This is a genomic window from Bacillus sp. FSL R5-0416 (assembly GCF_037975425.1).
GTDB classification, from domain to species: Bacteria; Bacillota; Bacilli; order Bacillales; family Bacillaceae; genus Bacillus; species Bacillus subtilis.
Genome location: NZ_CP150252.1, coordinates 545,903 through 558,748, shown reverse-complemented (window position 1 = coordinate 558,748; position 12,846 = coordinate 545,903). Strand labels below are relative to the sequence as shown.

At 34.3% G+C, this 12,846-nt stretch carries 12 protein-coding genes and 1 pseudogene; 7 read left to right on the top strand and 6 right to left on the bottom strand.

Annotated elements, in window-relative coordinates; all coding sequences use genetic code 11:
• Window positions 1–55: 55 nt before the first annotated feature.
• Both NYE20_RS02930 and NYE20_RS02925 read left to right on the top strand, forming a co-directional pair.
• Window positions 56–292: pseudogene (locus tag NYE20_RS02930) on the top strand (DMT family transporter); the annotation flags it as partial.
• A 658-nt stretch (window positions 293–950) separates the two neighbouring features.
• Window positions 951–1,412 carry a CarD family transcriptional regulator gene (locus NYE20_RS02925; protein WP_124048497.1) on the top strand — a complete coding sequence of 154 codons (462 nt, stop codon included), beginning with the start codon at window positions 951–953 and terminating at the stop codon, window positions 1,410–1,412.
• 689 nt (window positions 1,413–2,101) lie between these two features.
• On the opposite strand, the gene cspC is transcribed toward NYE20_RS02925, so the two are convergent.
• Window positions 2,102–2,302, bottom strand: a complete 201-nt coding sequence (gene cspC / locus NYE20_RS02920; protein ID WP_003234247.1) for a cold shock protein CspC — start codon at window positions 2,300–2,302, stop codon at window positions 2,102–2,104.
• A gap of 707 nt (window positions 2,303–3,009) precedes the next feature.
• On the opposite strand from cspC, the gene NYE20_RS02915 reads away from it, so the two are divergent.
• Window positions 3,010–4,038: a fatty acid desaturase gene (locus NYE20_RS02915; protein ID WP_161621365.1), complete on the top strand. Its 1,029-nt coding sequence runs from the start codon at window positions 3,010–3,012 to the stop codon at window positions 4,036–4,038.
• A gap of 486 nt (window positions 4,039–4,524) precedes the next feature.
• Here the strand turns inward: NYE20_RS02915 and NYE20_RS02910 are convergent, their stop codons facing one another.
• Window positions 4,525–4,998, bottom strand: coding sequence for a hypothetical protein (locus NYE20_RS02910; RefSeq protein WP_161621364.1), 474 nt, complete (start codon window positions 4,996–4,998; stop codon window positions 4,525–4,527).
• A gap of 163 nt (window positions 4,999–5,161) precedes the next feature.
• Between NYE20_RS02910 and NYE20_RS02905 the strand changes: the two genes are divergently transcribed.
• Genes NYE20_RS02905 through NYE20_RS02895 form a run of 3 tightly spaced genes read left to right on the top strand, consistent with a single transcriptional unit; the run spans window position 5,162 to window position 7,879 of the window.
• Window positions 5,162–6,883 (top strand): T7SS effector LXG polymorphic toxin, encoded by a 1,722-nt coding sequence (locus NYE20_RS02905; protein ID WP_161621363.1) that lies wholly within the window; start codon window positions 5,162–5,164, stop codon window positions 6,881–6,883.
• A gap of 10 nt (window positions 6,884–6,893) precedes the next feature.
• Window positions 6,894–7,412, top strand: a complete 519-nt coding sequence (locus NYE20_RS02900) for a hypothetical protein (RefSeq protein WP_014475892.1) — start codon at window positions 6,894–6,896, stop codon at window positions 7,410–7,412.
• 8 nt (window positions 7,413–7,420) lie between these two features.
• Window positions 7,421–7,879, top strand: coding sequence for an SMI1/KNR4 family protein (locus NYE20_RS02895; protein WP_161621362.1), 459 nt, complete (start codon window positions 7,421–7,423; stop codon window positions 7,877–7,879).
• A gap of 356 nt (window positions 7,880–8,235) precedes the next feature.
• On the opposite strand, the gene NYE20_RS02890 is transcribed toward NYE20_RS02895, so the two are convergent.
• From NYE20_RS02890 to NYE20_RS02880, 3 genes are all read right to left on the bottom strand, one after another.
• On the bottom strand, window positions 8,236–9,546 hold the full coding sequence (locus NYE20_RS02890; RefSeq protein ID WP_120027815.1) for an MFS transporter: 1,311 nt from the start codon (window positions 9,544–9,546) through the stop codon (window positions 8,236–8,238).
• Between the two features lie 193 nt (window positions 9,547–9,739).
• Complete coding sequence (locus tag NYE20_RS02885; protein ID WP_003234254.1) at window positions 9,740–10,504, bottom strand: MBL fold metallo-hydrolase; 765 nt, start codon at window positions 10,502–10,504, stop codon at window positions 9,740–9,742.
• 552 nt (window positions 10,505–11,056) lie between these two features.
• Window positions 11,057–11,599, bottom strand: a complete 543-nt coding sequence (locus tag NYE20_RS02880) for a cysteine hydrolase family protein (RefSeq protein ID WP_003234256.1) — start codon at window positions 11,597–11,599, stop codon at window positions 11,057–11,059.
• Between the two features lie 114 nt (window positions 11,600–11,713).
• Here NYE20_RS02880 and lrpB point away from each other — a divergent pair, with 114 nt between their 5' ends.
• Entirely contained in the window at window positions 11,714–12,163 is a 450-nt protein-coding gene (lrpB, locus tag NYE20_RS02875; protein ID WP_032727157.1) for a transcriptional regulator LrpB, read from the top strand.
• Between the two features lie 122 nt (window positions 12,164–12,285).
• Here the strand turns inward: lrpB and lrpA are convergent, their stop codons facing one another.
• Window positions 12,286–12,696, bottom strand: coding sequence for a transcriptional regulator LrpA (gene lrpA / locus NYE20_RS02870; protein ID WP_003246601.1), 411 nt, complete (start codon window positions 12,694–12,696; stop codon window positions 12,286–12,288).
• Between the last annotated feature and the right edge of the window lie 150 nt (window positions 12,697–12,846).

The window sequence follows — 12,846 nt, the reverse complement described above, 5'->3', positions numbered from 1 at the left end:
GAGTCCCTGTTAATGGTACTCCCCTAGCACGATTTTTACGCCACAACTGCATGACCCTAAAATTCTAGGTTGCCTTTTGTATTTGGGAATTGTTTCAACCGCTTGTGCTTTTTTATTGTGGAACCGTGGCTTACAATTATTAAATGCTTCAAGTGGAGGCCTCTTTTTCTTTTTTCAGCCTCTAGTTGGAACCTTACTCGGATGGATTCTGCTTGGAGAACAAATAGGCGGGACATTTTGGATAGGTTCGTTTTTAATTCTTAGCGGTGTTTTATTAGTCATTAAAGAGTAAGAAAAAGAAGTGAATTCATAACAAAAAAAAGCAAACTATTTTATATAGTTTGCTTTTCAATTAACCTTGTTCTTTCCCCTTCACTTCTTTATGTTCTGGTCTTCATTTATAATCTCTCCTTTCTTTATTTTTCTTTTCACCTCAATACCCTTTTGAAGGTTGTCAATTTCCCTGAAAATAATGCCAATTTGGTGGCTAAATGTTTATCAACAAACCTTTATCTGTTCGCAAGATAAGTGAAAATGCATCATTAAGTAAGTGGGCCGTTATCCATAGCAAATCGGTAAAGAAATTAGAACTTAATCATGTGCTTTTAATATTTTTAGCTGACATTTCACAAATATCGTTCCTTCTTATTTCTACTCAAATCATTTCTGTAATGTCATGGAGCCAAGTCATGAATTCCTAAAGGAAATGGAATAACCCATTTTCAATGAAAAACTGATCTATGTTAATTAGTCGAAGTTTTAGGATATACACGGATCAATTGACCTTTTCCTTGATTGGAAATCCGTCACGTTCCCTATTGTTTTTCTCGATCTGTTTTTTAAAAAAGTTATTGACATCAAAAATTCGATCATGTTATTATTAAAATTTTGATATTACACCTCCACATATGGTAATCTTAAGAAGGTTACCATATATGGAGGTGGATGATATGTTTCAAATTGGCGATAACATTGTTTATCCAATGCACGGAGCAGGTATAATTGAAGCCATAGAAGAAAAAGAATTCTTAGAGGAAAAACAACAGTATTATGTCATAAGAATGTCAATCAGTAATATGACAGTTATGATTCCAACGCGTAAAATATTGAATTCGAATATACGACCAGTTACCGATATACTTGCATTAAAACACATTATGCACATTTTTCAGCATGGAGAATCAGATAGGCTACTGCCATGGAAGCAAAGGTATAAAATAAACACGGACAAAATAAAAACGGGTGAAATACAAGAAGGTGCTGAAGTTGTACGTGATTTAATGCGTATGAAGAAAGAAAAAGCACTTAATGCAAGCGAAAAAAAAATGCTGGATAATGCATATGAATTTTTGATTAGTGAACTGGAAGTAATTAAAGGAATCACTGAAAAACAAATAAAAAGTTTCTGTTAGATAGTGTATTTCATCCCAAAAGATATTTCGGAATATTATGATGAAAAGCAAAACTTCTCCAACTTATTTTTAGAACATTAACGACCTCTTTTGTTATTCCTACATTCTAATCCATTTTTATTATTTACATTTTCTTCTGCGAAGATTGAAGTTTTACCAAAAAACTCAATAAAATAGTTACTTTTTTTAGTATCCTGATTCACACTGGCACGGACAAGGAGCCGTAAGGATGGAAGAGAGGTAGGGCTTTCATTGTTTTAGGTATCTCTAAGTGATTATTTCCAGGAGAAAAAAACAATCGATCTCCTCATTATTTTTAAGAATTTCTGATATCCACTGCCACATTGAATAATAATTGTTTATCTTCTTCTCATAAAAAGATATGCGAGTTGATAACATTTAGATGAAACCATTTTTATAATTCATCTAATCTTACTTAAATGAACGAACAGGTTAGTGAAAAAAAAGAGTTATCTATATTTCAACAAAAAATTAAATATTTTATATACATTCCGCATATTGTCAATCCAGTATGTTATACTGTAAACAAACCTTTGAAGTTTTAATCTTTTTCTATACCTTGTAGCATCTCCCTACTCGAACGTTGAGTAGGGTTTTTTATTGAGTATGATATAGACATAAAAAAACAGGCCCTATATAAAGAGCCTGTTTGTATAAACGATTGAAGATTAAGCTTTTTGAACGTTAGCAGCTTGAGCTCCACGAGCACCTTGCTCAACGTCAAACGATACTTTTTGACCTTCGTCTAAAGATTTGAATCCGTCACTTTGGATTGCAGAAAAGTGTACGAATACATCGTCTCCATTTTCGCGTTCGATAAAGCCAAAACCTTTTTCTGCATTAAACCATTTAACTGTACCTTGTTCCATTTTTGTTGCCTCCTAGTGTGTAACCACACAGTATATACTATCCTTGCCCAAAGTATCATCAAGACGAAAAGTCAATCTTCATACTATCCTTTACACCGAACAAAAATAATTCTTCTTTATTATATCAGGAATCGGAAATAACTGCAAATTATATTTATGATTTATTCATGGCATTATTTGTTAAACATGTGTATACCAGCGCAGAATAAGAGGCCTATTAAAAACTTTGGTTTGAAAACATCGTGAAAAATGAATCACGAGTTGTCTTCAAACCGTTTTCTTTGCTTAATAGTACTTAGCTCAGCTGTTTCTTGTTCAAGAGCAAGATAATCTTTTAAAAGCAGGGCTGTTCACTTGTAAAACTTTGTTTCTGCAGATGTTTCCAAACAGTCACTCATGGATATACCCATTACTTCATTCCTTTTTTCCTCAAACAATCAATGTTCACGGTCAAATAAATCGATCCCCATGGGGGAGCATTGAGAGAGTTTGATCTAATAAAGTGCTGGGTATAATCTTCATACGCCTTTTGTATCCCGGCTGACTCTGCTAATAATAAACTGGAAATCAGTTTATTATTTCCAATAATTTTACAGGTGAATGGGAAGAATACTTATCATATATGGGGTGTATAACGTTGGACCTCCAAAGGCTATAAAACGTTTTCTACACTTAGAAGATCACCAGGGAAGGGGAAACTTTTGAATATGAAAGAACAAAACCTAAGGACTTTGAGAAAACTGGTTACACCTTATGAAAAGTCCGATTTACACAAAAGCATTTGTCAAATCATTAACACATTGGTACCATTTTTCCTATTATGGTGTTTGGCATATAAGAGCTTGTCGATTTCTTATTTCCTTACGTTAGCGATTTCTGTTGTTGCGGCAGGTTTTTTAGTGAGAACCTTCATCATCTTTCATGATTGCTGCCACTATTCCTTTTTTAAGAACAGAAAGGCGAATCGAATCCTTGGAACATTAACAGGAATTCTGACTCTGCATCCGTTTGATCATTGGGCACACGACCATTCTGTCCATCATGCGACAAGCAGCAATCTGGACAAACGCGGTACAGGCGATATTTGGGTACTGACGGTAGAGGAATATAAAGAAGCCTCAACTAAGACAAAAATAATGTACCGTTTGTACAGAAATCCGTTTGTTATGTTTATTATTGGGCCGATTTACGTCTTCGGGATTGCCAATCGTTTTAATCGAAAAGGGGCAAAACGCAAAGAACGGATGAATACGTATGTAACGAACCTGGGGATCGTCGCTTTGGCAGCACTTTTATGTTGGGCTGTCGGCTGGCAAAACTTCTTGCTGGTTCAAGTGCCGATTTTTATGATATCGGGCTCTCTCGGAATTTGGATGTTTTATATTCAGCATACGTTTGAGGATTCTTATTTTGAAGAAGATGAGCATTGGGAATATGTAAAAGCAGCAGTTGAAGGAAGCTCTTTTTATAAGCTTCCAAAAGTCATGCAGTGGCTAACAGGCAATATCGGTTTTCATCATGTTCATCATTTAAGCCCGAGAGTCCCAAACTATAAGCTTGAAAAAGTGCATAACAACACTGAACCATTGCAAAACGTTCCGACCATTACACTGACAACAAGCCTTAAGTCGTTAAAGTTCCGCCTATGGAATGAAGAAGGCAAAAAATTTGTTGGTTTTAGCCACTTAAAAAAAGCTTCTAAAAGCCAAGTATCGGCGCGGCTAACAACGGATTAAAATAAACTCCCCATAATCGCAGAATAAAAAGTGCAGACTCGCGCAACGATGTTGTGCAGAGGTCAGCACTTTTTTAGTGGACTCCACAATGCGGTACATTTGTTGCCGTATTTTCCGCAAAAGAATAACGCCAAAGATGGTTAAACCCTTGGTATTATTGGGGGTGCGGCCGAGAGAACTTGAACCTTTACGGGTTATTCACCCCACTGGGCCCTCAATAAAGTGAATCTTTGTTTTCTGTTATAAAACCTTTATATATCAGTGTTTATTTATATTGATTATAAAGTTTTATAATGATTTATTCATATTGAGGAGTAAAATTGGAGTAGCGGTCTTTTTAAAAAAATTACCTTATTATTGATGTTTACTTAGTAACAGCCCTGCTCGAAGTAATCAGTTAAGGTGAAAAATTAAGATTAAACACGAAAAAGCAGGCGCTATTTACCTGCTTTTTAAAAATTTTTATGCCATGAGAGTATTTTAGCTTTATCCTAAACTTAAAATTCTTTTTATTACATTAGGAATAACAAAAGACCGCTTGATTTCTTTATTTACTTGTATAATGTCTTTTTGTGTTTTCCCATTCTCTTCCCAAGTAACTTCTACTGTATAATCATTATTCATATTTGGTGGATCTCCCATTATCGCTACTGCTATTTTTTTAGCATTCTTAGGTTCATCTGTTGCGTCACCTGATGCCTCAACAACACCATTTTCTTTAAACACAACCTCTTTTATTGAAAACTCAGAATCCCTTTTCCATGTAATATGAACCGCCCATAAGTCTTGCCTTGCAAGATCTATGTCTTTTTCAGGAGAATAGATAACACTCCATTTTCCATCTTTTGAATTACCCTTCAAAATAGGAGGTTGGTGGGTGCCAGCATAAATAAACCATGCTAAAAAAACTAGCAGCCCAACAGAAACAATACTCGCTAAAATAAAGTTACTTTTTTTCATTGTTAACTCCAATCTCTATATGTAATAAATGGGATGTAAGCTTATTTTACACCAATGAATTCTCATTTCGTTCAATTCATTACCTATCCTTAAATAATTTTTTCGAACTTCATAACTTATCCACGGTAATATTTAGATATAAAATCACTGAAAGGATTGGACAATGAAGGTATTTGAAGCTAAGTCTTTGTTATCTGAAGCTGAAAATCGAGCAAAAAATTATAAAGAATTGAAAAATCAAATGATTAAGCTAAGAAAAGCATTTAAGGCTGTTGCTGATCTGGATGACAGTGAGTTCTCTGGCAAGGGAGCAAACAATATCAAAGCATTTTATCACGATCATGTGGGTGTCACTGATCAATGGATTGATTTAATTGAAATGAAGATCGCTTTCCTTACTAGTATCTCCGGTGTTCTAGAAGATGCCAGCTTATCTGATGCATATATCGAAGAATCCTTCTTAGAACATGAATTAGCAAACGCATATAAAAAATCAAAATCAATTATGTCTGAGCAAGAGAAAGCAATGAAAGATATTCTGAATAATATCGATGACATTCTTCCACTTGATTTATTTTCAACAGAGACTTTTAAGGATGAGCTCTCTTCTACCGAAAACAAACGGAAAAAGACTGTTGATAAAATATGCGATGTGGACGAAAACTTAAAAACTGAATATGCAATAACTGAACCTAACGAACAATTCATTAAAGCAGACTTTCAAAAGTTACAGGAATCAACAGGTAAGGGCAAGAATGCTACACCCTTTCACTATAATACCAAGGCATATCGTGAGAGCGATATACATAAGAAAAAAAGCGATATCAAGAAGCAATCTGAAGCTTATTTGAAGATCAAAAAAGAAGAAGCTAAAAAACACGAAATAAAAGATTTGAAAAGACAGCTTGTAAAGGTAACAGATCCAGACGAGTATTTAAAAATTGCGAAGAAAATAGGATACGAGAATTTGGAACCTGAGCAGCAAGTTTATTTCCGCCAACTCGAAGAACTCCAACAAAAAGCTGAAATTGGAAAAGGTATTGCAATGGGAATGTATGAAGCAGGTAAAGATACAGTGATGGGTCTCTATCAACTTGCAAGACACCCGATTGAAACGCTTTCTGGAACTGTGAACGCAGCCTTACATCCAATCGATACTTATAAGATCATAGCAAAAGACATAGAAGACACATTTCAACGTGATATGATTAATGGAGATAGCTACAACAGAGCAAAATGGGTTTCCTATGTAGGCAGTACTGTTGTTCTTGCAATAGTTGGTCCGAAAGGTATTGATAAAGTATCCAAAGTTGCAAAAGCCGGTTCAAAAGTTGCTGCAATTAAGGCACTTGAAGCTTCAAAAGCAGGAATAAAAAAAGGTATTGAATACGTTAAAATACCAAATGTTTTTGAACAACATTATGCAATGGCTGGTGGTTCAGGGACTTTTCCTTTCAATGTGATTGATGGAGAGAATTATAAAAGCTCTGCACTTGAAATATTCAAGACCTCATCTACTGTACAAGGATTAAAGAAAGCTAAGCGGCATGAAGTTGTAAACGAATTAAAAACTTTCCAAAGCAGAAAATACACTTTTGGAGGACAATCATTCCTCATTGATAAGCGAGGAATGAAACATATTTTAGAGCGCCATCATCCTAATTTATGGGATGGTTCAATTAAGTCTCAACAATCTTTTCTTAATAAAGAGATGACTGTTAACGATGTTGCAGATGCGATAGAATCAATTATGAAACAAAACCGTGAAGAGTTAACAAAAAAAGGAACTAAATTTAGTTATCAAATTCGAGGAACATATGAGGGTCAAAAATATGTTGTTGGCTTTCAAAAAGGAAGAGTAGGACAATTCTATCCGGAAAAATAGGAGAGGTAAAATGTTTTATATTGAATCATTAATTCTTAGGCCAAATAAGAAGATAAACGATCTTTCAATCTTAAAAAATAATATTGACGATTACTTTGTTCCACTTAGCAATATAGAGGGACTAAAGAACATAAAACCACAGTTAGACTCTTACTATTTATCTGGGGCGATTATTTTAAAATATGGTGAACAAGATTTGCTTGATGTCACTATGTGGGACTTGGTTGACCAATTGTGGGCTTATTTTTTAAATCTAATTGAAGAAGCTATTGAAACAGGAAAAAGCGAAACTTATTTTCCAGATCAACCCCTTCTATTGAAAATGAAATCAATATCGAATGATATGTTGTTATTTGAAATTGACCAAAAACAAAAAGTATTACTACCGAAACTTGATTTTTTTGAATCACTCTTAAAGAATGCGAGAAGTTTCTTTAAAACTATGAATTTTGTTTTAGAAGAAAACTGTGATTATGAGTATGAACTTAATAAGATCGATGAATTGCAAACCAAAATCAAATGTATGTGAGGCTAAATGTGAATTACTCTAGAGTGAAAAAATTCTTTGATGAGAATAAAGAATATTCAATTCTTACTGGAGGCGTCACTGACAAACATATTAAAGAGATAGAAAAAGATCTCAAAGTAACCCTACCAGACAGTTATAAGTGGTTTTTAACTGAGTATGGTTCAGGAGGCGCGTTCGGGACCATGATACTCGGTTATGACTCTCATGGAGCTGAAGTTGTAGAGCAAACCAAAGAATACAGAACGTTCTACAATGTTATACCAGGTCTTGTTGTTATTGAGTATATAGATGAATTCTCTTATTGTCTTGATACAAATAAAATGGTAGATGGAGAATGTCCTGTTATCCTTTGGGACAACCATGAAGGATATGGTTATACTGCTGCAAATAGTTTTCTTGAATTCCTTCTTCAGCAACTTAAAAATGGTAAAGAGGATTTTGACGAAGATGAGGGTTGGGAAGAATAATCTTTCCATTCCAAAGTTGTTTTGGGAATTGAATAATTGTAATAAAAAAAACCATACCGAGATGTTTTGGTATGGTTTTCTAAGCTAGACCTTCAACCTAATAAAAACATATCATGGTTTACAAAAGCTTTTATTCAAAGCGTCTAGTTTATTTTATTTATACCTATTTTCATCATTTTTCACGAATTCGGGGCACAAAATGGGCACTATTTTTAGACCGTCAACGAACAACTAAATAATTGTGTAGTTATACACATGCCACTAATGCCATGTCAACTCCTTACTATAATAAATAGAAAAAGGAGGTTCCGGTAAAGTAATGTCTACTTAGGTTCTTCAAAGACAGTTATATAAGCTTATGCTTTTATCTGGTTGCCTCTAAAATACCAAATAACTACTGGAATGAGTAACAATGATAAAACGGCTCCAGAAATTGATAGTATTGTATAACTAGAATGTGCAACAACCATTCCTGACAAGGCTCCACCTGCTGCTCCTGATAGTGCTAATAAAACATCGAATGTTCCCTGTGTTTTTGCACGTAGAGATGGATGTGTTGAATCTATAATAAGGGCAGTTCCCGTTAGTAAACCAAAGTTCCAACCTACCCCTAGTAATACTAGTGCTAGGATTAGCAATGATAATGAGTCTGCCGGTGCAATAGCTGCCACCAACCCAGCGGCAAGAAGTGTGGCACCTGAAGCAATAGCCATAGTTGTGCGACCAAACTTATCTACTAATAAACCAGTCAATGGTGAAGGAAGATACATCGCTGCAATATGGAGTCCTATAACTAATCCCACTTCGCTTAAACCATGACCGTGATGACCCATGTGAACCGGTGTCATTGTCATAATAGCTGTCATGATTAGTTGAGCTAAAATCATAATGACAGCTCCTACCATTATTCCTTTTTTGTCTATAGCAGGATTTTTTAGACTTCCTCCTATTTGTACTTTATCGTCTTTTTTCTCAGCATTCGCAATAGCTGTTGATACAAACAGCGGATCTGGACGAAGAAAAATTAAGAGAATAATTCCAGCAATTATAAAAGCTGCTCCTGACATAATAAACGGACCAGCTAAATTGGGAACACCAATTGAATCTGCAAATTCCCCCATTGTATTAACTAAGTTAGGACCTACTACAGCTCCTAAAGTAGTAGAAACTAAGGCCATACTTGCAGCAGTTGCCCGTTGTTTCTCATTTGCAAGGTCTGTCCCAGCATACCGAACTTGAAGATTAGAAGCCATACCTGCTCCATAAATAAGAAGAGAAACAAATAATAGGGCAACGCTGTTAATTAAAGCCGCGATTATCACACCTATAGCACCTAATCCGCCTATAAGGAAACCACCTGCAAGTCCAGCTCTGCGACCAAAACGTTGTGAGGATGCTCCTATAAGCAGGGCAGCTACGGCAGATCCAAAAGTAAAGAGGGCAGTTGGAATTCCTGCTACATTTTCCGATCCTATCATATCTTGTGCAAGAAGCGCCCCAACTGTTATCCCAGCTCCAAGTCCTGCTCCCCCAAATATTTGTGAAAAAATCAAGATTTTTAATGTTTTTTTATAAAGTTGGTTTTGTTTTTCTGGTGAATCAATATAACCTTGTAACCAAAGAGGCTGCTGTGTTGATATATTTGTATCTTTTTTTGTCATTACCATGAATTCTACCTCCTAACGACACATCTTTGTTGCTTTTCAAGTTTTTTTGTCATCATTGGAACATTCCATCTTTGTTATTCCGTATATTTAGGAATTTCGATATATTTAAAATTTAAAATATTCATTATTAGAAGAAGCTCATGATTAGTTTTTATAATTATGAGCTTCTTCTATTTATTTGTCGGTGTTCATATTAAAATGTGTAAGACTCGCCATCTTCTGGCACTAAAATATTACTTGAGAATCCTTTTTCTTTACTAAAGTTTTTTAATTCTTCTCTAGATAGTGTCCAATGGTTAACAGCTTCCATATGAACAGATATAATCTTAGCATGAGGAGCAGCCTTGTGAACTTCATAGATGTCTTCTTTTCCCATGATGAGTGAACCTAAATCTAATCTTTGATTGTCTCCACCATTAACCACAATGATTTCTGGTTGATGTGTATGAATCTCGTCTTCGATAGCATCATACCAAACTGTATCCCCAGCTACATATAAAACTTTTTCACTTGGGTGCTTGAATACTAATCCACAAACATCACCCATTAAGTTTAATAACTCTTCCCCTCTGCCATGTTCACCTTTTGTTTTTACTAATTGGATCCCTTCAAAAACAGTGTCTTGATGTAGCACTTCTACATTTTTGAAACCACTTGCTTTTACTTCTTTTGCATCTGCTTCATTTTGAACAAACATTTTGATGTTTTTTGGCAATACGTTTTTTGCCACATCATCAAAGTGATCTAGGTGTAGATGAGTAACAATTACCGCATCTACTCCATCCAGAATGTTATCAATTGATGTTGGCAAACTCACCAAAGGATTAAATAGATCTTGTCTGATCGTTTCAGGGAAAGTAGCGTACGTACCTTTCTCTGCTAACATAGGATCTATCAAAAATTTTTTATTTGCGTATTTTACAACAATTGTTGCATTTCGAATTTGTGTAATATTCATATTTACAACTCACTTTCTTTTTTTATTTGTCTTAGATCGACAGAGTTAAGTGTATAATATCAGCAGCGTTCGAATACATAGATAAAAAAAAGTGTTTTAACTCTTTGACTTTATTTTCGAAAGGAATTAACGTTCAAATAGATCAAACAGATAAAAAATTATAGAGAAATTATGTATAATAGCCGAATTCAATGAAAGATCTGGGAGAGAGTACATTTAACATGCCCATCAGCTACAGCTAGAGTAGAGAAATTAGAAGAGAATGGAGTTATTGAGGGATCTAACATTAAAGTAAATCAAGCAATTAGGTGCTTTATGTAAACCTTCATCAATATCTATATTTATGGCAAAAACAATCCCTGTACATGGTCTTACTATGGATCAAAAACAGGACATCTTGATCTTTTATCAGATGGGAATAATGATACTGAAAAACAATAAAAGATAATGAATAAAGGATGTCCAGAAGTATTTTTCTGAACATCCTTTTTTAAGTTGTTGAATCATCTTTCTTGTGAAAAGAAAGACGTTATGTTCGCACAGGAAATTCTTTTATTTTAAAAATGCCTCTGTGGTTTTTACTGTTGCATAGACACCATTTAATGCGGCCATAAATGCGTAATGGACATGCTCAGCAGGAACGATTTTATCTTCAATTTGCAATGTTGTTGTTGCGCAAGCATCTTCTACCACTTGGCATACATAACCATGTTCAACTGCAGAACGAACTGTTGCATCAATACACATATGGGACATCATACCGCAAACAACTAATTCTTTAACCCCTTCTTCTTGTAGCTTTCCATTTAAATCTGTATTGAAAAAGCTATTCGGCATATGTTTTACAATGACTGTCTCTTTCTCTAATGGACGTACTGACTCATGAATTTCGACACCTTCTGTATTTGGATGGAAAAAATGAGCGATGTTACCTTCTGTGATATGCTGTACATGAAAGACAGGTGCGCCTGTGTTTCTAAAGTGTGAAAGTAGTTTAGCCGCATTTTGTGCTGCTTTCTCTGGGTTTGTTAAAGCCATCTTCCCATTTGGAAAGTAATCATTTTGAATATCAATCACTAATAAAGCTGTTGTCATTTTTTCACCTCTTAAAATTTTTATACTGTATAAGGATATATAATTTCCATTGAATTTTCGATGGTCTCATGAAATACTATTATGTAAAACTTTTTCACTGTGAAAGGAGTTACTATGCAAATTGATTCAATTGATTTTCAAATTCTCCAATTATTAAATAAAAATGCTCGGATACAATGGAAAGAAATCGGTGAAAAAATTCATATGACAGGACAAGCGGTAGGCAATCGCATCAAAAAAATGGAGGATAACGGTATCATTAAAGCATATTCGATTGTGGTTGATGAATTGAAGATGGGGTTTTCTTTTACAGCCTTTGTCTTCTTTTTCATGAATGCATATACGCATGATGATTTATTGAAATTTATTGCTACTCGTAATGAAATTAGCGAAGCTCATCGTATTTCGGGAGATGCATGTTATCTTCTGAAGGTAACGGTTCATTCACAAGAAGTTTTAAATCACCTTCTGAATGATTTATTGAAGTATGGAAACTATCAGCTTTATTTGTCTATTAAGGAAGTAAAAAAGCATTATAATACTTCATTAATGTCTGATGAATAATGCGCTTGTTATTATAATGTATAAAAAGGCCCCAGCTTGGTAAATTCCATATCCAACCTAGGGCTTTTTTAGAGCATATATATCATGTTATATGACCGCACATCTCCGTTTTATAAAGTTAACTATTTACCAATAACAATCGACACTTTATAGTTTGCATGTTTATTTAAGTCATTTAAAAATTGATCTAATACCTCGTTTGAAGGAAATTTACATTCAAGCAAATAGCAACCGTCTCCACTAACTTTATAATTGTTTATTACATAGTTATCTTGTGTTTCTATAAAAGCTAAATAGGGTTGATGATGGATTTTTTCGATATAAATATTAAGAAAAGCATGTATAGAGAAGCCTAATTTCACTTGATTCACTTCGATACTACATCCTTTTATTATGCCATTGTCTATTAACTTTACTACTCTTGATGCGGTTGCTGGTGCAGTGAGATGTACTTTTTCCCCTAATTTTTTCATTGTAAGGCGACTATTTTTAGACAGCTCATCGAGTATTTTTTTATCTATTTCATCAATCATTTTCTTGTATCCTTTCTGAAAAAATAAGATGTATTTTACATAGTTTGTTCACTGAACATTTTTTTATGTTTGCTTAAAACTTTAAAAGTAAAGTGAAATTGTGAAATAACTTTATTTTGCCTATGTATTGATCGTTTGAGAAAGTATATA